This window comes from Geminocystis sp. NIES-3708, from assembly GCF_001548095.1.
In the GTDB taxonomy this organism is placed as follows: domain Bacteria; phylum Cyanobacteriota; class Cyanobacteriia; order Cyanobacteriales; family Cyanobacteriaceae; genus Geminocystis.
On the sequence record NZ_AP014815.1, the window covers coordinates 1,380,293 to 1,404,383 of the forward strand.

The 24,091-nt window shown below is 36.2% G+C and carries 14 protein-coding genes and 2 CRISPR repeat arrays; of the genes, 3 read left to right on the forward strand and 11 right to left on the reverse strand.

Features of this window, described 5'->3' with window-relative positions; genetic code table 11:
- Nucleotides 1–7 precede the first annotated feature (7 nt).
- From GM3708_RS05940 to GM3708_RS05955, 4 genes are read right to left on the reverse strand one after another with little or no spacing between them, the layout of a single operon-like run.
- Nucleotides 8–1,975 carry a TnsD family Tn7-like transposition protein gene (locus GM3708_RS05940; RefSeq protein WP_066344858.1) on the reverse strand — a complete coding sequence of 656 codons (1,968 nt, stop codon included), beginning with the start codon at nucleotides 1,973–1,975 and terminating at the stop codon, nucleotides 8–10.
- Complete coding sequence (locus GM3708_RS05945) at nucleotides 1,972–3,522, reverse strand: ATP-binding protein (protein ID WP_066344860.1); 1,551 nt, start codon at nucleotides 3,520–3,522, stop codon at nucleotides 1,972–1,974. The genes GM3708_RS05940 and GM3708_RS05945 overlap by 4 nt, the downstream gene beginning before the upstream one ends.
- The gene (locus tag GM3708_RS05950) at nucleotides 3,515–5,701 is read right to left on the reverse strand and encodes a Mu transposase C-terminal domain-containing protein (RefSeq protein ID WP_066344861.1); all 2,187 of its coding nucleotides are present in this window, start codon (nucleotides 5,699–5,701) and stop codon (nucleotides 3,515–3,517) included. Before GM3708_RS05950 ends, GM3708_RS05945 begins: the two co-directional genes overlap by 8 nt.
- Complete coding sequence (locus GM3708_RS05955; RefSeq protein WP_071827599.1) at nucleotides 5,698–6,552, reverse strand: heteromeric transposase endonuclease subunit TnsA; 855 nt, start codon at nucleotides 6,550–6,552, stop codon at nucleotides 5,698–5,700. Before GM3708_RS05955 ends, GM3708_RS05950 begins: the two co-directional genes overlap by 4 nt.
- Nucleotides 6,553–6,680: 128 nt before the next feature.
- On the opposite strand from GM3708_RS05955, the gene GM3708_RS05960 reads away from it, so the two are divergent.
- Complete coding sequence (locus GM3708_RS05960; RefSeq protein WP_066344862.1) at nucleotides 6,681–7,661, forward strand: DNA sulfur modification protein DndB; 981 nt, start codon at nucleotides 6,681–6,683, stop codon at nucleotides 7,659–7,661.
- A 25-nt stretch (nucleotides 7,662–7,686) separates the two neighbouring features.
- Nucleotides 7,687–9,732: a CRISPR direct-repeat array (repeat unit 36 nt; unit sequence GTGATCAACGCCTAATGGCGATCGAAGGTTAAACAG).
- Between the two features lie 262 nt (nucleotides 9,733–9,994).
- Here the strand turns inward: GM3708_RS05960 and cas5 are convergent.
- The 6 genes from cas5 to GM3708_RS05995 all read right to left on the reverse strand — a co-directional run bounded on the left by cas5 (nucleotide 9,995) and on the right by GM3708_RS05995 (nucleotide 17,741).
- Entirely contained in the window at nucleotides 9,995–10,717 is a 723-nt protein-coding gene (cas5, locus tag GM3708_RS05965) for a CRISPR-associated protein Cas5 (RefSeq protein WP_066344864.1), read from the reverse strand.
- Nucleotides 10,718–10,787: 70 nt separating this feature from the next.
- Nucleotides 10,788–11,702, reverse strand: a complete 915-nt coding sequence (cas7i, locus tag GM3708_RS05970) for a type I-B CRISPR-associated protein Cas7/Cst2/DevR (RefSeq protein WP_066344866.1) — start codon at nucleotides 11,700–11,702, stop codon at nucleotides 10,788–10,790.
- A 65-nt stretch (nucleotides 11,703–11,767) separates the two neighbouring features.
- Nucleotides 11,768–13,447: a type I-MYXAN CRISPR-associated protein Cmx8 gene (gene cmx8 / locus GM3708_RS05975; protein ID WP_066344868.1), complete on the reverse strand. Its 1,680-nt coding sequence runs from the start codon at nucleotides 13,445–13,447 to the stop codon at nucleotides 11,768–11,770.
- On the reverse strand, nucleotides 13,447–15,777 hold the full coding sequence (locus tag GM3708_RS05980) for a CRISPR-associated helicase/endonuclease Cas3 (RefSeq protein WP_066344869.1): 2,331 nt from the start codon (nucleotides 15,775–15,777) through the stop codon (nucleotides 13,447–13,449). Before GM3708_RS05980 ends, cmx8 begins: the two co-directional genes overlap by 1 nt.
- On the reverse strand, nucleotides 15,755–16,423 hold the full coding sequence (cas6, locus tag GM3708_RS05985) for a type I-MYXAN CRISPR-associated protein Cas6/Cmx6 (RefSeq protein WP_066344870.1): 669 nt from the start codon (nucleotides 16,421–16,423) through the stop codon (nucleotides 15,755–15,757). Before cas6 ends, GM3708_RS05980 begins: the two co-directional genes overlap by 23 nt.
- A gap of 346 nt (nucleotides 16,424–16,769) precedes the next feature.
- Nucleotides 16,770–17,741 (reverse strand): YafY family protein, encoded by a 972-nt coding sequence (locus GM3708_RS05995; protein WP_066344872.1) that lies wholly within the window; start codon nucleotides 17,739–17,741, stop codon nucleotides 16,770–16,772.
- A 356-nt stretch (nucleotides 17,742–18,097) separates the two neighbouring features.
- Here GM3708_RS05995 and GM3708_RS06000 point away from each other — a divergent pair, with 356 nt between their 5' ends.
- Nucleotides 18,098–19,765, forward strand: coding sequence for a type I-MYXAN CRISPR-associated endonuclease Cas4/Cas1 (locus GM3708_RS06000; RefSeq protein ID WP_066344874.1), 1,668 nt, complete (start codon nucleotides 18,098–18,100; stop codon nucleotides 19,763–19,765).
- Nucleotides 19,766–19,769: 4 nt separating this feature from the next.
- Entirely contained in the window at nucleotides 19,770–20,063 is a 294-nt protein-coding gene (cas2, locus tag GM3708_RS06005; RefSeq protein ID WP_066344875.1) for a CRISPR-associated endonuclease Cas2, read from the forward strand.
- A 249-nt stretch (nucleotides 20,064–20,312) separates the two neighbouring features.
- Nucleotides 20,313–21,992: direct repeats of the CRISPR family, unit length 36 nt; unit sequence CTGTTTAACCTTCGATCGCCATTAGGCGTTGATCAC.
- 121 nt (nucleotides 21,993–22,113) lie between these two features.
- On the opposite strand, the gene glmS is transcribed toward cas2, so the two are convergent.
- The gene (gene glmS, locus GM3708_RS06010; RefSeq protein WP_066344876.1) at nucleotides 22,114–23,991 is read right to left on the reverse strand and encodes a glutamine--fructose-6-phosphate transaminase (isomerizing); all 1,878 of its coding nucleotides are present in this window, start codon (nucleotides 23,989–23,991) and stop codon (nucleotides 22,114–22,116) included.
- Nucleotides 23,992–24,091 lie beyond the last annotated feature (100 nt).

Genomic DNA, 24,091 nt, shown 5'->3' on the forward strand with positions numbered 1-24,091 from the left:
TGCTAAATTATCTATATACATCAAGAAGTTGAAGAGCTTCACTGACATTTTTTTGAATAAGGGGTTTTTCTTTTACACTCTGCTCAAAATTCAGCTTGAGTAAAAACTGACTTTTTGTAGGGCATATTTTTTCTTGATTAAACAAATCAAATGCCCACCATATACGACGAATGCTAAATTGTTCAAGAGTTTCAATAACCTCATCTAATAATTTTTTCGTTTTCGGCAGCTTAGATAATTTAGTTTGTAAAGTGCTTTTGCAACCTAGTTCTCTACCAATTAAAGCTAATGTAATTCTAATTGGCCTTGGTTTCGATATTTGTTTTATTTTTACGACTACATCAGGAATTTGATTAACTATTAACAAGTCTCGCTCGTGCCAATAACTTTCGTAGGAATCACCATAGTATCGCTTCTTGCTAGGAGGTAAATTAGCTTCTAACCACGGACGATCATTTTCACTAAGCCAGTTATACTCCCGATAAAAAATTTCTTTGAGTTGTGTTCGGGTTATGCCCTCATTGTCTTTTAATATTTCCAAAAAAGAAGTACGATACGAGTCTAACTTTTCTGAGTTAACTGTTGAGCATTGTTTCTTCAGTGATACTAACAAGATCTTCTTATCTTCTCTTGTTCTAGTTTTGTATCGACAATCACGAGGAATAGACAAATCAAGCCTTATTGCATGTTTTTCAATAGTTCTCCAATCAAGCCCTAATTTTTTCGTTATTTCTTTTTGAGTAATACTGAAATCATTCCATAATTTGACTAAGTTATCATCCCAAATTTTACCGTGAAATGAAATCAAGTAGAATTGAAATCTATCACTTAAACTTACATCTGGACCGACACGTTGATAAGTAAATTGGCAAACAGGACAACTAAAAGTGCCGATAGGTTTAACTATTTTAGTTTTCTTACAATAATATGGTTTTGAGTGATAGTCAGATATAACCATTTGCTTATAATCAGGACAAACGGGATTAAGACAGGGCCAATTTGCTTCTCCAAAAGGGCGATAGTTTTCTGGTAGTTGAAAGAAATTGAGGGGATGTATTTCCAGAAAATCTAATAGCAGAAGATGTTTAAGAGGGTGTTGAATTCCGCTTGATGGTCTAAAAAATAGTGATAGCCAATTATGTGGCTCTTTGGGATTAATTTCCAATCCTAATCGTTGCAACAATTGATCAGGATATTTCTCCATAAAACTGATTATGAGTTTTTCGACTCGAATTCTTCCAGAGTAAGAAGCTAAATCTCTTTCTATGAAAATACTACGATACCGATTTATTGTCTGATCTGAATAACAATCGGAAAAATACTCGTATTCAACAAATAAACTTTGCACCAAACTTGCTATACGATCAATAATAAAATGATATTCATCGGACAAATTCAATGGTCTAGGCTCACTTATATCTGTAATGGCTTGTTCCGCAGCCAAAAATCGGTTACGGTACAAATCTCTGTTTCTACAAAAGATATTCGTCTGTTCTAAAAACACTCTATGCTTTGCACAAATATCAATACCGTCAATTTGGTGCGATCGATGCCAATAGGTTTCTCCGTAAGTATCTTTATCTTCTTGAACACATAATGGGCAATATCTCATGTATTTTTGTAAGGGAATCGTACTGGACGTTAATCCTAATAACTTATGAACTCCTATCTTATAACTACCTGCCATTTCTTCAAAAATTCTCGTCTTTCTCTCTTTTGTTAGAAAAGGACTATAGAAGGGAAATAATGTATTGTTGTAGATCAGAGATTCAAAACAATAGTTATGCCCTTTTGGCAAATGATCCAGTAAATATTGTAAGCGATTGGGCAAATCTACCACAAAATTACCCTTAACAACTCCAAATAAATCCTGTACCGCTATTAGTTCTGTTTCGTATTGAACTATTTTTTGGTATCTGGCACTAATGCTACAAAGTAATTCATCGGGATAAGGGTCTGGGAAAAAACCAATCATAAGCTATTTACCTCCATAAGATATTCTGTTACTGAACGGATATAACCCCCTTGTTTTAAAAGTTCATAGTTTGTCAAGTTTTGATCATTATTAGATTCGATAAGTTTTATTAATCCTTGTACTTCGACGGGGGATTTAGGGTGTTTTATTTGTTGTGGTGATTTTTCTGATACAGATACAGTCCGATACACATTTTCATCTTCAGAATTTTGTTGCATAGATGCAGGATTTTGTTGGCGAATAATTGGGGAGGATTTGATTTTTCCTGCGATCGCAACTTTTTCCTGTGCTTGTTGAAGATAATCTGTAATATCGATAGGGTGAACATCCTCCACCGTTTGTAAGATTTGAATGTTTTTATTTTTCAACGCCTCTAAAATAGGTCTGGCTAAACGTAAACTATCTTTGGCTACGGAGCGAATAATACCTTCAGTTATTTTTTCTTTCTCGGTGGTAATTGCTCTAACTTGAGCAAGAAGATAAACCTTCACCGCAAAATCCGTTATTCCTTGACTAACATCATATAGGCTATGAGTTAAAGTTTCATTGAGAGGAGTAAACTGTTTTAAGTACTGGTATCGCCATAAAGATTCCACAAATAATTGCCAAATATCATCTTCTTCCATGCGATCCCAAATCAGATCACCTTGCCCACTACCTCGGCGAGTTTGTCGAAATTCACCACTAAGAATTGACATTGCCTTATATGTGCCAACAAGAACAACAGGAATTCCGATCGTATTAACTAATTGAACAAAAAAATTGAGCATTTTACGAGATCCGCCACTTTTAGCTTCACTGAGATGTTGAATCTCATCAATGACTAACACTCCGATACAATGGAGAGATGCGATCCTTGCCATAATTGGAATTAATTGATCTATGGTGCAACGTGCTTTTGAAAAATTTTTTGAGTAATTAGTGCCTAACAATTCATCAATAGCTTGAAAAAAATTGAAACATAATCCTTTAATCGATCCATCATGAGGACATTCCAAGTTTAACCAAACAACCTGCATTAGAGTAAAATTTTGTCCTTGATATTGATTATGAATAATTACTTGAGGATATAAGGATAAAATAGACCGAATAGCAGTAGTTTTACCTATCCCACTTATTCCCATAATCGTGAATCCCGTTGCAGTGGAACGAATATTGAGATTTGAGAATTCCCCTGAATCTGATAGTTGAAATGGTTGATGAAATTGTTGACGAAATTCTGGGGTAAGGGGATTTCGGGAACGATAACCTGATCGTATCATTCGAGAAAATCTCTGCTCCAAATCCAAGTGAATAGGCAATGGTTCAACAAACTGCTGAACATTTTGTAATAGATGTAAACGTAAATGGTTTGGTAATGTACGCTCACCAGTATCATATTCGGGATAATAAGCTAAACGAACCATTGCTTCCTCCTCCGATAATATGGTCGGTAATGCTTCAATTAAAGGATTATTACGATAGATAGAGAGTAAAGGATCTTGATATTGTGCCTGAATTACTTGTCCTTTAAAAGCTAGAAGTGATGGGGTGAAATTTTTAGTCATCTTGATCCTGCCATTGTTTTTTTCTGAGTTGACGTAATTTATCAATAGGTTTTGGAGGTGCAATATAATCGTTTTCCTCCTTTTCCGTCCCGTTAAAGATAGGAATTATCTCTGCTAGTTCTTGGACATTGTTATCTTCAATGCCTGAATTGTTTATTCTTTCATACTCTTTTTCAGCATGACGATTTTGAATAATTCCTTGAATACGGGAACGTTTACTTTGAGGAATTTTCGCTTGAGATGTTTGTTTTTGAGCTTCTGAGACAATTTGTTCAACTTGGGCGTGAAAATTAGCTTGAGTTTGCTGTAGCCTTGTTTTAGAAGATTCTTGATATTGTTTTTGTAATTCAAAATATTCAACAACTTCATACCAATCTTTCCCCTTAAATCTCAGGTCTGCTTCGACTAAATTACAGGTGATTAAGGCTGGACTATCACGCAAACGGAGATAAATATGATCCACAAAACGAGGATCATAAGCTATTTTGACTTTCCATCGTCCCTCATTTCTGGCTTTGACAAACCATTGCTCTCTTAAGGCTAACTCACAAGTATAATATGAACCGTTATAATAAATTCCTTGAGCAGTGATAGAGGCTTGTGCTGACGGTAATAAATTCAGATGAATAACATCTTCTGATTGAGTTCGCAAATGACCTACTCGATTTTGTATTCCCCAATTCCATAAGTCGATGGGATAAGGTTGCAGATAATCCTGAATCATAAATTCATCCATTGAGTAACTCGTCAAATAGTGATTATGATTATGGTCAAGGATTTGATAAATCATTAGTTGTCGAAATTGATGTAAGTCCAAAACTGCTTCTAGTCGATAATCCCTATCTCCTCTTTCTCGTTGTTTTCTAACCGCTCCAGGTAGCCAATGAATCATCTTTTCATTGGTTAAGCCAAAATTTCTTTCAACAATTCCTTTCCAATCTGCTCGATAAGGTGGTGTATTAGAAACACGAATGTTGAGAGCATTCACTAAATTATCGGCGTTGTAACCTTCAAATTCTCCTCGATCGGCTAAAATAGATTCGGGCAAATGATGACAAGGCCAGTCTTCAGGAGTAATCTCAATACCGTACTGATTGCAAAATTCGACTTTATTCGTAGTTACATTCTCAAGGGCTAACATCGCGCCGAGCCAACTTGGTCCTTCTAAACTGACGCTAAATCCGACTATCATGCGACTGAAAACATCGATAACAATATAGAGTACAGGACGACCAATAATTCTATTTCGATCCAAAGAACTAACCAAATAAATGTCGCCGATCGTGGCATCTATCTGATAGACAGAACCAGGTCCAAATGCCATTTTTGTTGAGTTTCCCGTTATTTCTCTGTATTTGAGATTAAAGCGACGTTTTCCTTCACGGCTAATTTTTTCTCTGGTAATATTTCTGTCTTTTTGATACCAGTAACGAAATTGATTAAATGTCGGTAGTTCATGGGCTGGAGGTAAAATCGGAACTAAAACATTATTTTGCATTTCATAGCCCTGATGGAATAATTTTTCCAGCGTTAACTGAAAGGCATCTTTAAGAGTTCTCCCCTGTTGATTTTCATAAAATAGATTAATTCCTCTCTCAAATTTCTTTTTGATTTCATCATCAATGTTCACCCCTAAAGTGCTATTTGTGGCTTTAGCTAGTTTACTTGGACGACCTCGTTTGCGATCGCTACTTTGACGTTGTTTTCCTTTAGCACCGCATTTTTCAAATAATGGTAAAAGGACATTTTTATTTTGTCCTCCTTGCCAATAGCGCCGCAGATGATGATAAATTGTTTTTTTGCTTGATCCTGTATTGTTGATAATCTCATTAATTAGTTTGCCTCTATGTTCGGGAATAAATGCCAAACCATCAGGATTTTCAACAATGGGCTTAATTACTTCCCAAGCTCGATCGCGCCTTTGTTTATAGGAGAAGGGAATTTCATCTTCTGATGGTGTTAATTTTTGATAAGGATCAAACGTTAAAACTCTAATTTTTTGGTTAAAGCAATCATTTTCTAACTCGGACAGCTTACGCCACGTTGGTAATGCTTTAGAATTATTAATTTCAATCAGTACCACATTATCGGTGAGAGAATCAACCCATAACACCCGTTCGATGACGTTATTTCCCTCATCATCTAGCCATTCTAGTAACATATTTACCAAAATGCTCATCCTACTTCTCTCTCCTTCCATGAGTTGACTTGTGTGACTTTCTTCTGAGTAGAAATTAGTTCTAATGGTTGATTGGGTTCAATACATTCATTCATGGAAACAATCCACATACGATTCGCCATTAGATAACGAACCACTGATAAACTTGTACCCGCGGATAAACACAACCGATCATCGCATTCAGATGTTAAATAGTTGAGAGGTATGTTATTTATTGACATACTAGACTCTAATGTTTGTTTTATTTTTTGTATGTCATTTTCAGATAAAGGATATAGATTTTCCAAATCATGATAAGGATGAAGCCAAGATAGATTTTTAACAAGATTTTCGGGAATTTCTTGTTCGGTGACAATTCCCCAATCAATATTTCTTTCTTGCCAATACAAACGCTCAATTTCTAACTTCTCAATGGTTCTATGGGATTGAAGGTCTTTCGTTTGTCTGAGAGTTCGAGCTTGTTCTATGGTGTCTATTTTTTGATCTACTGTTAGTAAAAAATCTGTAGTCATCACGATCGGCTCTTTTGTTTGGGGGTCTATTGGGTGATTAATTCCTGCTAATTCAGCAATGGCAATAGTTTCCTCTAAAGGTAATAGGGGATATTGCTCTCTTATGTCATAAATAACAGGCGACCATTCCAACAGATAAAAGTAAGATAGCTCAAAGTTACTCATAAAATGCTGAACTCTTTTACTTTTTATGCCTTTTATACGAGTTGCTAAACCTTGAGATGCTACATCTTGAATCAACAACCAAGGCTGATATTCAGAGCCTTTACCTTGCCCTCTACCATCTTTGATTCTTTTTTCTATTAATCTATTTGTATTTTGACGATTTCGCTTTGCCATAACAAAACAAATTATCTAATGAATACCTGTAATATTAACATACGTTTGTTAAAAATAAAAGTTTTGTAGAAGATATGAGAAAATAAATTTAGATCAACGTCTTAAATTGCGGAATAAAGCGAGGTTGAATGATTAATTTGTTATTGGGAGTAGTTCGTGAAAATCATTCTCAGGGGGAATTTTTCCTCACTCGTTCTCAGGTAGGGGTAATTCTTCAACTATTCATTTTTGATAATCGATTTATCTCTGAGGAAATGAAATCTTTAAAAATTCCAGAGAAAATGGATTTTTCCGCAGAAGCACTCTATAATCTTACTACTCCTCAATATCCTGAACTCTCACCTCTAGTTGCTTTTATTGATGGTGAATTTAGTTATGAAAATACTGACTCAGAGAATCCTAATATTGGGAAAATAATTGTTTCTTTCGATGTTCCTATTATTGCAGTGGAGGGGGAAGCACGTTCTTTAGCGATGCAAAATTTAATCAAAGAAAAACCTGAGTTTAAGGATACTCGTATTCCTGTTATTCTTTATCACTCCGACATCAAACAAAGTCACAATGATTCTTATTTAGATATTGATAATGAAGATTATGCCAATGTAATTGCTAAAGCTGTTATCGATCAAGTGCCGATATTTCGTGATTTAACGGAGATGAAACGTAGTAGTTTGCCAATGCGATCGCACTATCTATTTACCCTAAGTTCGATCGACAAAGCTACCCAAGCCCTATTGATTAACTATGATGATGATGATTTAGAGATTCAAATTGACATAGCCGTTAATTACTGGCAAAAAGTATGTGAATATATGCGTCAATGGAATCAAGTTTTTCAGGGAGAAACAAGCTCTGGTAAAATTCGAGAAGATTATATTTGTTCCCATGCCATAACTCTTTCAGCACTAGGACATTTAGGATCCTTTCTGATGAAATCTTATCCTGATGATTGGCAAGAGAAAATCAAAAAGATTCAAGATATTAATTGGTTACGTTCCAATCCAGAATGGCACAAGGGAATTATTGTTAACAACAGAGTTTCTAAGGCGATCGACAGTATTAATTTTCTTGTTAATTATTTTCAGAATTTTATTGATGCTAATTGTTAAAATATGATATTTTAGCCTTGCTTTCGTGAACAACGCCTAATGGTGATCGAAGGTTAAACAGTCTCCTTTTAACCTTGACTACTATAGTATAACAACTGTGATCAACGCCTAATGGCGATCGAAGGTTAAACAGGGGTTCTGGAAGCTCTCAGACTAATTCAGACTTAAAGTGATCAACGCCTAATGGCGATCGAAGGTTAAACAGATTCTCAGCTACTCAATTAGCGAAGAGATTAGGGATTGTGATCAACGCCTAATGGCGATCGAAGGTTAAACAGGATAACAGCATGATTGCCTTCTAGCGATTTGAATTGTGATCAACGCCTAATGGCGATCGAAGGTTAAACAGTTCCTCCCACAGGTACTAGCATATTATTTAAAGGGTGATCAACGCCTAATGGCGATCGAAGGTTAAACAGATATTGCAAAAGAAATAGGGAAAAAATATCAGTATGTGATCAACGCCTAATGGCGATCGAAGGTTAAACAGTAAAAGTACAGTCCCATTCACGGGAAAAGATTTTCGTGATCAACGCCTAATGGCGATCGAAGGTTAAACAGAGTAATAAGTAATGCCAAACTTAAACTATAATTTGTGATCAACGCCTAATGGCGATCGAAGGTTAAACAGTGGCTATATTTCCGAGGCACAGCGTAAGAGATTGTACGATGATCAACGCCTAATGGCGATCGAAGGTTAAACAGACAGAGAAAATGTAATAAAAGCTCATGCTGAATATTTGTGATCAACGCCTAATGGCGATCGAAGGTTAAACAGATCGCTCAAAATAGTCAAAGAAAATTGCCTGTTCTACAAGTGATCAACGCCTAATGGCGATCGAAGGTTAAACAGTTTCAGCCCCTGCTAGGTAGATTCTTTTTTGCTCCTATGTGATCAACGCCTAATGGCGATCGAAGGTTAAACAGTACTCAACGGGCATTTACTCTCTAAGCAATAGAAGGTGATCAACGCCTAATGGCGATCGAAGGTTAAACAGATGATTTTTTTGTTGTTTCAATACCTCATTAAAGTGTGATCAACGCCTAATGGCGATCGAAGGTTAAACAGTCTAATGCACTTTCTACGAACCCTTTTAAATAATGTGATCAACGCCTAATGGCGATCGAAGGTTAAACAGCAGAAAAAGTACCTTTAGAATTTATCGTCAGTTCCTGTGATCAACGCCTAATGGCGATCGAAGGTTAAACAGTTCTCAGCTACTGAATTAGCTAATAGATTGGGGATTGTGATCAACGCCTAATGGCGATCGAAGGTTAAACAGAGTGTAAAGAATCTTACCATCAGGGGTGCTTACAGGTGATCAACGCCTAATGGCGATCGAAGGTTAAACAGAATTTACAGGAAATAATTAATATTTTTGTGCCTATGTGATCAACGCCTAATGGCGATCGAAGGTTAAACAGTGATGAAAAAAGAAATGCTCAATTTATTTTTCTAGTGATCAACGCCTAATGGCGATCGAAGGTTAAACAGAGTACAAAATAGTAAAAAAATAATCGCAACAATAGGTGATCAACGCCTAATGGCGATCGAAGGTTAAACAGATGATAGCTTTAATGCTATCAACGTTTTCGATTGTGTGATCAACGCCTAATGGCGATCGAAGGTTAAACAGTCTATTTCCTGTGCTGTCGACCAAAAATTCGGATTGTGATCAACGCCTAATGGCGATCGAAGGTTAAACAGCTTCCAAAACTTGACCTTTTGCTCTCGTCCATCTGTGATCAACGCCTAATGGCGATCGAAGGTTAAACAGATATTCTTCCCAAATAATTTGGTCTGGGTCAGATTTGTGATCAACGCCTAATGGCGATCGAAGGTTAAACAGTGTTCCAGTCCCACTCATGCACTGTTGCATCTGCTGAGTGATCAACGCCTAATGGCGATCGAAGGTTAAACAGATAGACTATCAGTTTATACTCACTCAATAAATGATACGTGATCAACGCCTAATGGCGATCGAAGGTTAAACAGAATTTAATAAATTTAAGTTTGGTATTTTTACGGTAGAGGGTGATCAACGCCTAATGGCGATCGAAGGTTAAACAGTGCGAAGACTGAAAGCCTTTAATAGAAAATCTTCCTAGATAACTTTTCAAGGTACAAATTAATAATAGAAAAAACTATCATTTTTGGAAAAATAAACTAAATTTCGTTTTAGTCGTAAACCTTGTCATACAATAACTAGAGGATTTTTCAAGTAGGATTAATTAAGGGATAAATCTTCTAATGTCCATAGGATAATGGATTGATACACTTTTCTCCGATAATTGATATTGACAGAGATAAGTGCTTGTAACAAAAACACAAATCATTGAATTATAGGTAAAGTAATCCATGCTTTTTCAGGAGGTTCAGAGCAAAAATCAGTAGGAGAAAATACTTGTAAGCTAGTTTTGGTATTATCTTCTCTGTCAACCCATGTGGTTAAGCGACAAACTCCCCTATTTGGTTTCGTTTTTGCTTCAAGAGGATAAAACCAACGTGCTAAAGGTTTTTCGATGATTTCAATAGAATCAAATAAAAAGTTATTATCCCCTGCAAAGGGTAAACCATAACGAGTTTCTTGTAATTCTCCATTTAATCCTTGAATAATACGATTAGATAAATCACTATCTTCTTTGTGATCAACACCTAAACGGTGATCTAAGGTTAAACAGCCTTTCATCGCCACAATAAAACGATGATTAATTAAGACTTCTCTTCTTACAGGTGCAATCCAATACTTATTACCGTAGGTTTTTTCAGCTAATTCTTTTCCTGAGTTTCCCACAGGGTAATTATGTAACTGCTGAGATAAAACCGTTTTTTCTGAATTACCAGATGGAAGGGCGATCGCAAAAGTTAGAGAGGGTAAATCTTGACGGTTATTAGAAATCGGTTTATTAATATCATCTCGTAATTCAATACCAGCGAGATTGAGTAAAATTCCGTAAACTGTAGAAGGAGAGGGAATAGGAGTGGTAGAACGGTAAGAACCCGATTGAAATGGGCGGAAACTGGCAAAAGGGGCTTTAAAAGAGAGAAAAATCATAAAAGTACATTAACAATAAACAATAGTAGGGTGGGCAATGCCCACCAATCGAGGTTTAAATGAAAATAGATTAAAGAAAACAATCAGCAACGGAATTTAAAAGAGTTTCACAATTATTGAAAAGGTTTACCCCCATATCTGCTAATTTTTTAACTTGGGATTCTTCCATCTCACGGATAATTTCTCCTCCAATCCAAAACTCATCCGCAGGTAAATCACAATTATCATCATTACTATTAGTTAAACGATGCAACTCTAACCAATTACCTTCCTCATCAAATCCATAAGTGTTATATCCAGCCACTAATTTAGGTGTTAAACGAACAACTATTGAACGGGGAGCAAATTCATAGTATGCTCTAGCATGACCTCCTGCAACATTATTTAACTGCTCGATCGAACTTAATAAAGCTCTTACCCACTCAGGTTTTTCTCCACAATCATGACTAGATAAAGCAAAAGGATATTGAAAAGCAGTATGGGTTACTTCTCGATGTAACAAAGCCGATGTACTAGCATTACTCCAATGAGTTTTTTCATTATTTTTGGTTTTAGCATGGAGGGGAGATTGATGAAAAATAGCATCGTATTTATAAGGACTTAAAGCTACTGCCATATTGCAACGAAAAACACTATCCCGTTTTGGAGGGATTGGTTTCATTTTTTTGACATCATCAGTTTTCGCTACCATATAACCAAATAAAAAATCATCGGCATACTTATCTGGATTAGGATATTCTTTAAACTCTACAGCCAGTTGATCTTGATCATGTAATCGAGTACGATTATGGGGTTGATCTAAAGTAATCAACGTTTCTCTGATAGCGTTACGCATAGATTCAGGACTAATAACAGCGTATTTTTGCCCATCTTTGACTATTTTCTGTAAAATCGTGCGATTTTCTTCTGATTCTCCCCGATAATTACCAGCAGGGGCAGGATAAGTTAAAACCGTAGCGAATAAATTTAACTGTTTTTTAGACATAATTAACCTCAAAATAATTTAATTTTTTACACACCTGACGGTATCTGAGGGGAAGGAAAAATTAATTAAGCAACTTTTGATTCAGTATTTTTATTATCCTCTTTACTAATAGCAAATTGACTAGAAAGAGCCAGTAAAGTTAAAGCTCGAATTTCATCAGTTTTATTGAATAAATCTTCTGCAAATTGAGCAAACTCTTCTTTTTTTACAAAGGGATAAAGAGTAGAAACAAAATAGTCAATAAAAGCCTGTTTTTCTGTGCGCGATCTTACTGCTAAAAAAGCCTCATTAGCTATCTTGTTTTTTTTATCACTATAGTCTTTTTCTAGCTTAGAATTCCCTTTTATTTTATCCCATTTTAACTCATATTTATTCTCTAATTTCCCCATAACATAAGATTGACAAACTTGATAAACGATCGAGGCGTACTCACGAATTTTAGTATTGTTTTTTGACATTTCAGTTACTCCTTGTTGATTTAAAATTTCTTCATTGAATAAAATACGAGCATCATGGCTAAAGTAATCTTTACCAGTTTCTAGCCATTTACGAGGGATTCTACTTAGTAAGTCATCAAAGCCAAACCAAGGAGGAATGTCCTCATATTTACTCTCTTGATCATCAGAATAAACGATCGAATTTAAGAGATTTTTTAACCGTTGTTTCCGAAACCAAGGACACCAATATTTATCTTTTATTTGCTTATATTTATCAGTTTGAGTAGTAATAGGTTCAAGATAATTAAAACCATAAAATTTAACATTATTACCGACTTTTTCTGTGTGAATAACCTCAACTCCAAGAATAGATTTTTTAGTAGATTGTTCGCCTATTTCTCTACTGATTCTATCTTCTAAAATAAAGAAATTTAAAGCACTTTCTTCTGCTAAATCAATGACAGATTCTTTGGGAGAATAACCCAATTTATCGTTATTTCTTTGTTTTAATAATTTAGGAAAAGAAAAGCAAAATCTGTCTAAATTAGCTACGTCAGGAATAGCTAAAGCATAACTGCCAAACTCTCTTTTTCCATCTTTATCAATAGTAGTTGGGCGATAAACTTGAAAGACAAAAGGGGAAAAATTTAAGAGAAATTGATAGGCAATATTATCTTTAGTGGGTATATTTTCGGCATTGGAAGCCATTGCACCTAAATAATAATTCCCTGATTGTCCAATCGTTTTATCAGGATTTTGTAATTGTGTCCATTGTTTTACAACATCATTACTATAAGCCCCATAATCTTTATTAGCACGAAAATTAAAAGGATTACGAGTAGCAGGAACTCCTCGAATAATACTCCAGTACATATCACGCCATAATTTTATCCAAATACCGTTATTGCCTTCAGCAGATTCATCTAAATAAGGCAAAAAAGCACCTTGAGGAGTCACCACAGAGTAATAATACCGTTTTTTAATCTTAATCTTACCCTTATCGTCTTTTTCTTCTATTTCCTCTATTCGATCGAAATCTTTAATTTTAGTTTCTGTACTTCTTTCCTCAATAAATGCCCCAAAAGTCAGATCAAATAAGGCTTTTAAACCTTCTAAATTAAATCTGATAATAACACCAAATTCATCGAGGTTATCCAAATCGAGTAAAGCAGATTGATAATATTGTAAAATTTCCTGCTTCTTAATATCTTGCACCATCAACACTAAACCTGCTAAACCTGCTCGATGTTGCGGTGATGGTAATTCAGCTAGTTGATAGGATAATTCAATAAGTTCTTTCTCTGTCATTAACCTAACCCCCTTTTTTCACAATAGTTTTCATGGGATGCAATTTTTAAATATTTCGGTAACTTTGCAGGTCGATCGAGATCATCCATGATATATTTACGAGTTATCGGTAAAATTAAGCCCTCTGCATCGGGGTTTTTATCTTCTATTAATTGCAAGTATTCCTTTATATCCTTGTCTAAAATACCGCTAAAGGAATAATCATCGGATTCTCTAAAGGGTTGTGTTGTCGCCCAATAACCCCCCGTGATAAAATGACTACTACCATCACTAAACCTTTCTCTCAAAGAATATTCTTGCAACTTATCGGCTAATAATCTTTGACTGACAGGGTGAGAAGAAACAATATCATGGAGAAATTGACGACTAATTTCTAATTCCTCTTTAGCGTAAGGTAATGTTTTAGATGGCTCATAAACTAATATTTCTGAGTGGGCAAATTTACCATGACGATTTGATCGTCCGAACCTTTGTACTAATGCGGAAATTGGTGCTAATTCGGTGATTAACACTTCTGCATCTAAATCTAACGACATTTCACAGACTTGAGTTGTAACGGCAATAATAGGTGTATTTTCTTGTTGAAAAGCGTTAACGGTTTCTTCATGACGTTTTTTTCGATCGTTCAAACGAAACCGACTATGATATGTCAATATCTCAGTCTCCAAAATCTCACCTAATTGAGTTGATATTTCTCTACATCTGTCAACGGTATTAACCACCCAAAGAATCCTTTTTCCCCCTTGATAGGCAATAATTGCTTTTTGTTTTGCTTCATCGAAATTACTCTGATTAATTTGATAACGGGGTAAGGTTTCCGCTTTCTCTAAATCTTCTAATTGACTACGATTATTGGGAGATGGATAAATTTCTAAACCTGATTTATATTCATGGAGTCTTCTCGTTAATTCTTCTTGGCGAGATGTAGGCAAAGTTGCAGTCATACACAACACGGGAATATCAAAGTGTTGCAAAAAACTAACCAAATTGTCAAACATCGATCGAGAAAAACTGTGAATTTCGTCAATAATGACCACAGAATCTGCTAAAATGGGCAATAGACAAATAGCACCGTAATTATGGGTTAAAAACGAGAGAAATTGATCAACCGTAGCCGAAAAAAAGCGTTTTTGCCAAAATCCTAAAGCGTATAACCTCTCCTCTGTAGTAAAGTCTTTACCCTTAGTTGACTCTGTGGGATTTTCTGTCATTCCCCGTAGTTCATAATTAGCTGTACCAGTTAATAAACTAGCTTCCGTTTCAGGCGCCCATGAGACATAATCTTTAAATCCTTCCGTTGCCGTGCCTCTTGTGGGATAAAGAAAGATAACTCTACCGATTTGATAACGGTTAGGAACACCTTTTGCCCAATTATACGCAAATATAGTTTTACCGCTACCACAAGCACTTAATAACAACAGTCGAGAAGTTAAATTGATGGCTTCTTGTTGAAAGGATTTAAGTTGAAAAGGAATCCCTGTTTTTTTCTCAATTTGATGGTAACGGGGTTGCAATATTTTTTCTTCAATTTCTTCTGCTGTAATAGAAGAAGTGTGTAAAGTTTGGTTAACCCATTCTTCTATAGCTTCTGATGTTTGAGTGCGATAAATACCAGAAGCAACAGAATCACTAGCAATTAATCCACCCTTGACTGCCAGTAGTAAACTTTGACGTTGGACATTTTTACTGATTTCGTATTCAAAATCCTCGGCGGTATCTTGAATATCGTTGTAAATATTCTCCCAAAAAGCCTCACCATCTATCCATTGTTGAGGTAATGTGGGTAAACCTTTAAGATTTGCTAAGGTGGCTATTTTTTGAAGGGTATTAATAACTTGAGGATGATCTAAGTATAGAGGTAATTCTTTGATCATATTCCTCGGCTTCCCAAAAGCATCTATTCTATTTTGTTGCTTGGGGGTTGCTTGTAAATGATGCCCTAACACCGAAGCGGTAATAATTTCTGAGTCTAAACCTAAATTACTTGTACCGAACCATTCTTTTAGATTAGGGCAATGGAGAATAAAAGCACTAATCCACTCATGGCGAAAAGTTTGTTTATCATGGTGAAAAGTTTGCTTAAATTTTTTACCCTCGGATACTAGCTGTACAAATTCTAAGTTAGCTTTACCGATGTCGTGGAATAAACAAGCAATTCTTAAAAATAACAAAAATCTATCTTTATCTGTTACCTTGAAAAAACGACACCAGTTATCAAGAATACGCCCTCGAAAAATCGCTAAACAGGCGGTTTCAGTATCTTGTAAATGTTGCTCTAGGGTTAATTCTTTGTCGTTAAATTTGCTTTTAGCTAAGAGTTTCTGCGACATTTTTTTGCACCTCCTGATAACCTTTTTTAACTCGAATATTGGGATAAAAAACACCACATCCTAAACGGCGTTTTCCCCCTAATCCGTGAATTTGTAATTTAATAGAGTCTTCTTCTGATAAGTCGGATACCACCACACTAAAACCGACGATGGTATAACTGCGATTAGGCTTGTTAATTTTCATAGTTAGCCTTTTTGGTTCGCCTTTTTCATTCGCAGGAATTCCTATATTTGCTTGAATTTCTAGCTGTTGTAACTGTCTTTGACAGGCTTGTAAAAATTCCATCGGTTCGGTATAACCTTTAATTGTTACTAATCTTGCTTTGAGAGAGTAACAGGGTTGAATGGTTTGTAATTCGGGATTGCCGAGAGTAATCTCATAACCATCAATGTTTAATTTTTGCCCTGCTAAAGAATAGACAAGGGCGATCGAACTTACGGGTAATCTCAAATATAATCGGGAGTAAGGAGTTAGAATTATTTTCCCCTGACGATCGGGCATTCCAGAAATAGTATTAATAGCTAACCCCTGCAAATCATGGAGTTGAGGGCAAACTCTACACAGGGTTGCATAGAGACGATAGTTGTTATCCGCCCACAAAACATCCCCTTGCACGGGAAAAACAAGGTTTATTGTTGGTGTCATTTTGATTAAAATGGAGGTTGTAATTATATAGCTTGAAATTTCCCCTTTACCGCTTGATGACCATGACTTCATTGAACGGTAGAGGGTTGTTTTTTCTACGATAGCACAAAATTTTTAAATTAGACTAGCTTCATTATTAGAATTACAGTCTCGAATGATAAAAATAGATAAACACCTTACGGTATCTGAGGTTAAGAAAAGTGTTAACTTTTGTAAATTAGACGAGCTTATGCCCAACTCTAAATTATTGCAAAAAGAAATAATAATATTTCTAGTGCAGAATAGTATATCAAAGGTTATGATTTTGATTTTATCTAAGTTTGATGAAATCATGGGTTTTTCTCCATTAAAATTCATAATGATTACTCATTTCTTTAATTTCTTTCTTAATTAAGTCCACTAACTCAGGTGGTTCAAGGGCGATCGAACCTGTTCCGTAACTCAGAATCCACCGTTTAAGATCATTTAAGCCCGAAGATTGTAAAGTTAGAGTAAGTGAACCGTCTTGATGTTCTTCTATTTCTTGGCTAGGATGCCATTCTCTTTCCCTGATAAAAGGGGCAGTTTGAGCATTAAATTTAACTTTGACGGTAAAGGTTTTTTCTCCTACTTCGTATTGAAAGATTTGCTGTAAATGCTTTTCTTTGTCAAAATTTGGATCAACAGTAAAAATATCAGGTAGAATTTTAATCTCTTTGATTCGATCGACTCTAAACCAACGATAATCCTGTCTATTATGACAAAAGCCTATTAAATAAGGATTAGTCGCCCGATATATATGAAGTAAATAAGGATCAACTATTCTTTCTGATTCTTGATCTCGACTGGCGGTATAATAACGCATCCAAATAGAATGTTTGGTATTTGATGCCTCTAGCAATAATTGCCAAATTGTGGGATCAAGATTTATCATTTGTGCGCCCGAGCGAAAAATAACCCTTTCATCAGCTAACTGTTGTAAATCAATCCATGTATTCTCTGGCAATCTTTCTGATAACTTTTGAATAGATGTTCTCAACTCTGCCTCATAACCTGATCCAGCATAGGCTGAAAGCATTCCAGCCCCTAGAACTAGGGCGAATACTTCACCTTTACTGAGATTAATGCTAGGTAATCGCCACTCATTATTGGTATAATACCATCCTTTTTGTTTAGAGTATTCTAAGGGTGCAGAAAATCTATCCCTAAGAAAGTCTAAATCGTTGCGGATGGTTCGATCACAGACCTCCAAAGCATTAGCTAAACTGGTGCTAGTTTGTTTTTCTCTGCCTCTGATTAGGCTATCTATTTCTAATAATCTTTCCAGATGACGAGACATAAATTTTGACCTTTGACATTTATATTAACCATAATAAAAACCGAAGTAGGAAAAATTCTTTCCTAGTTAAAAATTTGTTTTTGATAATTGAATCAATTTTTCAGTCTTATAGAACCCATTTGGTATCTTTTTTAGAATGATTACATAGTAATGATTTCAGGAGGAATGCTTTAATCTCGTTAAAGCCTTTTGTTATTTAGGTTACAGGTGTAAATATCAAATAGGTTCTATAGACTTATCAGTGTGAAATTCTCAATTTATGCAATGATTCAAAAAAATTTTTTCAGCAAGGAAATTTTTTTTCCTAGTTGGCTAGTTAAGTTGGTAGTAATCGAATTTTTACCAAGAGAAAAACTATGTTTGCCACGGATTTAAACTACCATCAAGAAACGGAAGCAACTCTAAGAGTGTCTGCCCTCCATGCTTTTGCTTATTGTCCTCGTTTATTTTATCTGGAGGAAGTAGAAGAACTTTATACTCAGGATGCTTCGGTATTTGCTGGGAGAAGACTACATGAAGAATTAGAGGAAAAAGAAGAGGGCGAATGGCAAGATTTATATTTGGAAGATGAATATTTAGGATTGAGGGGAAGGATTGATGCTTTAAAAACCATTCATGGTGACATCATACCATACGAACATAAACGAGGAAAATGTTATCGTGATGAGAAAAAACAACCTCAACCGTGGGAAAGCGATCGATTACAAATTTTAGCTTATTGTTGTCTCATCGAAGCTAGTCTAGGGATTGTGGTAAAAGAAGGAAGGATTCGTTACCATGCCGATAATGTTTTAATTCATCTCCCTGTAGATGATGAGGCAAGGCAATGGGTAAAAGATACCATTCAACAGGCTAGAGAGTTGAGAAAATCTGTTTATCGTCCACCTGTCACTAATAATGAGTATTTATGTTCTCGCTGTTCTCTTGCTCCTGTTTGTTTACCCGAAGAAGCCCGACTTGCCCATAATAAAGAATGGCAACCCATACGTTTATTTCCCCAAGATGACGATCGAGATGTAATTCATATTTTAGAGGCAGGTACAAGGGTTGGGAGAACAGGAGAACAACTGAAAATCAGTCGCCGTAACGAACCTGACGAAAAAGTATCTATTCAACAAGTGGGGCAAGTGGTGTTACACAGTTTTTCACAAATTTCTACTCAAGCCTTACATTTTTTGAGTGATAAAGAAGTCGGTGTTCATTTTATTTCAGGAGGGGGAAGATATATCGGTAGTGTGGACACCAGAAACGGCAGTATTCAAAGAAGAATTAATCAGTATCAAGCCTTGACTAAACCTGAATTTTGCCTAGAATTAGGAAAAAAATTGGTTAATTGTCGAGGAGAAGGGCAACGAAAATTATTAATGAGAGGAAAACGGAGTCTTGTCAGTCAGTGTGATGAGTTAGATTATGCGATCGAACAAATGAAGAAGGTATTAAGACAAATACCAAAAATTGACTCTTTATCTTCTTTATTGGGTATCGAAGGCAACCTTGCTTCTTTATATTTTGGAGCTTTATCCCACATTATTGGTAAAAACGTTCCAGCAGAGTTGCATTTTCAAACGAGAAACCGTCGCCCTCCTAAAGATAGATTTAATGCTTTGTTGAGTTTTGGCTATTCTTTACTAATCAAAGATGTGGTTAATAGTATTTTAACCGTAGGTTTAGAACCTGCCTTCGGATTTTATCATCAACCGAGAACTCAAGCCCCTCCTTTGGCATTAGATTTGATGGAAATTTTCCGAATACCATTAGTGGATATGGTGGTTTTAGCTTCTGTTAATCGTCTTCAGTGGGATATTAAAGAAGATTTTGATATTCGAGGAAAACAAGTGTGGTTAAGTGATGTGGGCAGAAAAAAGTTTATTGCTTTGTATGAGAAACGGAAAACAGAATCATGGAAACATCCTGTTACGGGCTATTCTCTCACTTATCGCCGTTTACTGGAGTTAGAAGTAAGACTGTTAGAGAAGGAATGGTGCGGAGAAACTGGTTTATTTGGTCATTTAGTGTTGAGGTAAGATTATGGCAGAAGCAAAAAACTGGTATCTAGTTTGTTACGATATTCGTTGTCAAAAAAGATGGCGTAAGGCTTATAAGTTATTGGAAGGTTATGGGGAAAGAATCCAATATTCTATATTTCGTTGTTGGCTAACTCAGAGAATGAGGGAAAAGTTGCGATGGCAATTAGAGAAAGTTTTGTCAAAGGATGATGACTTAATTTTAATTCGTCTTTCTCATCAGTGCGTCCGTGATATTCCTAAATATAATCGCCCTAATACATGGTTATTGGATGAAAATAAGTTCAAGATTCTCTAAAAACAAGCGTTGGTGTTTTTCAACGGTTAAAGACAAATAATCTTAACTCAATGTCAATGACTATCTTGGTTAGAAATTTTTTACTAATCCAGAGGTGCTTGTAAATGCCTGAATGCCCTGTTAAATATTGTTTCTAGCTGATGATATTTTGCTGAAAATTTGCTATATTAATCCTAGAATCTAAAAAATTTTTTGCACCTTGAAAACTTAAATATCAGCTATTGTACTGTAAGGCTTTCAGGATTCGCTCTGTTTAACCTTCGATCGCCATTAGGCGTTGATCACAGTGAAAGGGAGTAGAGATCCCTTTTTCACCAATCTGTTTAACCTTCGATCGCCATTAGGCGTTGATCACAACAAAGCCAATTTTGCCTCTTTTGGTAGCACATTCTGTTTAACCTTCGATCGCCATTAGGCGTTGATCACCGTTATTAGTGGATGCGCAACCCCCACATTGTTTTCTGTTTAACCTTCGATCGCCATTAGGCGTTGATCACTTAAAGGTAATTTCTTTGAAAGCAAAGTCACAGAACTGTTTAACCTTCGATCGCCATTAGGCGTTGATCACATTATGTTTATGGTGCAGATCCTGTGATTTTTGCTCTGTTTAACCTTCGATCGCCATTAGGCGTTGATCACAAAAGAAGGGCAATAAAAAGACTTAATGCTGATACTGTTTAACCTTCGATCGCCATTAGGCGTTGATCACTAAGGTGAGCATAAAGGTAAGAGCATTGAGGATCTGTTTAACCTTCGATCGCCATTAGGCGTTGATCACAAAATGATTCTGACTCGTATGGGGTTTAAATCAAACTGTTTAACCTTCGATCGCCATTAGGCGTTGATCACATTTGCGGAAAAGGTTAGTTTTCGCCCGCAGATCCTGTTTAACCTTCGATCGCCATTAGGCGTTGATCACAATTTTGAATAGAAAAATATACCTCTTAATTATAGCCTGTTTAACCTTCGATCGCCATTAGGCGTTGATCACCGTAACAAAAAAGATTGAGCCATGTGCTTAATATCATCTGTTTAACCTTCGATCGCCATTAGGCGTTGATCACAAACTTTTTCACAAACTAATAGTTTTTTAGCCAAGACTGTTTAACCTTCGATCGCCATTAGGCGTTGATCACAAAAGCGAAAATAGCACAAAACGACCTCTTAGAAATCTGTTTAACCTTCGATCGCCATTAGGCGTTGATCACTAGAATATAAAAGAAAAAAGCCCTACCGCCAAGCAGAGCTGTTTAACCTTCGGTCGCCATTAGGCGTTGATCACGACTTGGTACAGTGGCATTTTTAAGGTAAGTTGCCACTGTTTAACCTTCGATCGCCATTAGGCGTTGATCACGATTTAATTGAAAAAAGTATAAGAGATGAAATAGGTCTGTTTAACCTTCGATCGCCATTAGGCGTTGATCACGAGAAATCGCTGATTTAGAGAATTTCTATATTAATCTGTTTAACCTTCGATCGCCATTAGGCGTTGATCACGATTACGTACAGGCTTAATGGATTTTCCCTCACAGCTGTTTAACCTTCGATCGCCATTAGGCGTTGATCACTATTGGGGCAGTCCATAAAAAATAACTTTGGTTGGCTCTGTTTAACCTTCGATCGCCATTAGGCGTTGATCACAAAAGAGCAAAAGTATAATTTTCTCTTTAGGGGATCTGTTTAACCTTCGATCGCCGTTAGGCGTTGATCACAGGCTCAGTCTAATCTAGGGAACAGTCTTCGCACGACTGTTTAACCTTCGATCGCCGTTAGGCGTTGATCACTTGATGGTAATCTTTGCTCCCCCCATGACTTTACGCTGTTTAAACTTTGATCGCCATTAGGCGTTGATCACCCGGAGAGGTAAAAGCCTTTTTATCTAGAGCTACGGATCTGTTAAACCTTCGATCGCCACTAAGCGTTATTTATGGTAAAAAACTAGAGAAAGTTTGGTTACTAAGTTTCCAACTTTATTATATAGTTTCCAACTTTATTATATAGTTTCCAACTATATTGTTTTTGGACAAGGTGGGCAATGCCCACCCCAAAGTTATTCTACTGTGACGGATTTGGCTAGATTACGAGGTTGATCTACATCTAAACCGCGCAAGGATGCAATATAATAAGCTAGTAACTGTAATGGTATTACTGCTAAAATAGGTGATAACAATTCTTCGACTTCAGGCACAAATAAGGCATCTTGAAATATATCCTCTTCTTTATTTTGGGGTAAAATACCAATTAAACGTGCGTCTCTAGCTTTTGCTTCTTGCGCATTAGAAATAACTTTTTCATATATACTACCATTCATGGCGATCGCAACTACGGGGACATGAGCATCTAAAAGGGCGATCGGACCGTGTTTCATTTCTCCTGCGGGGTAGCCTTCAGCATGGATATAACTAATTTCCTTAAGTTTTAATGCACCCTCTAAAGCAATGGGGAAATTAATACCCCTACCTAAGAAAATAAAGTCTCTGGTATCAGGAAATTGATGGGCTAAATCCCGCACTTTTGACTCCTCACTGTGGATAATTTGCTCAATTTGGGTAGGTAACTGCAATAAACCTGTTAATATTTCTTCCATGCGTAATGGGGTGACGGTTTTTCTTCTCCATGCTAAATCAAGGGCTAAAATATAAAAGCCAATGACTTGAGCTACAAAAGTTTTCGTTGCCGCAACTCCAATTTCGATACCTGCATAGGTGTTGATTACTTGATCAACCATGCTTCCTAATGTGCTCTCAGGACGATTTGTAATACCTAGAATACGGGATTGATAGGGGATTGTCAGGTTCGAGCGACGTTGACGCTCCATCTCAAGAGCCGCAAGGGTATCGGCTGTTTCTCCTGATTGAGTAACACCAATTGTAATTGTATTACGCATTATCGGAGTAGGAGAGTAACGAAACTCTGAAGCATATTGTACAAAAGTAGGTATTTTTGCAATTTGTTCTAGTAAATATTTACCAACTAAACTTGCGTGCCAAGATGTACCACAGGCTACAATCTGAATATGTTCTAAGTCCTGATATAATTCAGGTTTGAGGTTGAGAGTAACGGGATTTTCTTCAGGGTTAGTTTCAGTGTGCCAATGGGGATTAAGGTAGGCTTCTAAACAGGTACGCACAACGGAAGGTTGCTCATGAATTTCTTTGAGCATAAAGTGGCGAAAGCCCTGTTTCTCAACTGTTACAGGACTCCAATCGAGGGTGCGAGGAGTTTTGCGGAGGCGTTTGCCAGAAAAATCATAAATTTCGACTCCTAAAGGGGTTAAACGAGCAATTTCTCCATTTTCTAAAGATAAAACGGTGTTAGTATGATTAACTAAAGCGGTGACATCAGAAGCACAGAAAAACTCCCCTTGTCCGAATCCGATGGTAAGAGGAGCACTTTGACGTGCTACAATTAATTCATCTGGGTAGTCAACACATAAAACAGCGATAGCAAATGCTCCATCTAAATAGGTGATTGCTTTATTAACAGCATCCATAAAAGGATCTTCACTTTCGGGGTTATAATATTCAGCCATGAGATGAGGGATAACTTCTGTATCCGTATCAGAGATAAATTGATGTCCTTTGCTGATTAATTCTTTTTTCAATTCTTGGTAATTTTCAATGATGCCATTTTGCACTACGGCAAATTTCCCTTTATTATCTTGGTGAGGGTGGGCGTTATACTCTTCTGGTTTACCGTGAGTTGCCCATCTTGTATGCCCTATACCGATTTTAGCCGTGTTAGTTTCTTTTTCTAATTTCGTCCGTAGATTATATAATTTTCCCTTAGCACGAACCGAATAAATATTATTCTCAATAATGGTAGCTATTCCAGCAGAATCATAACCACGATATTCTAATTTTTCTAAACCACTCACTAAAATATCAATAGCAGTTTGTGTTCCAATATAACCAACGATTCCACACATAATTTTTATAATAAATAACTTTAATTTGGATACATTATACGCAATTAATCTAAATAGAGATGTTTTCTACTTTTCCACTTGTTTTTAGTATTTTCTTTAT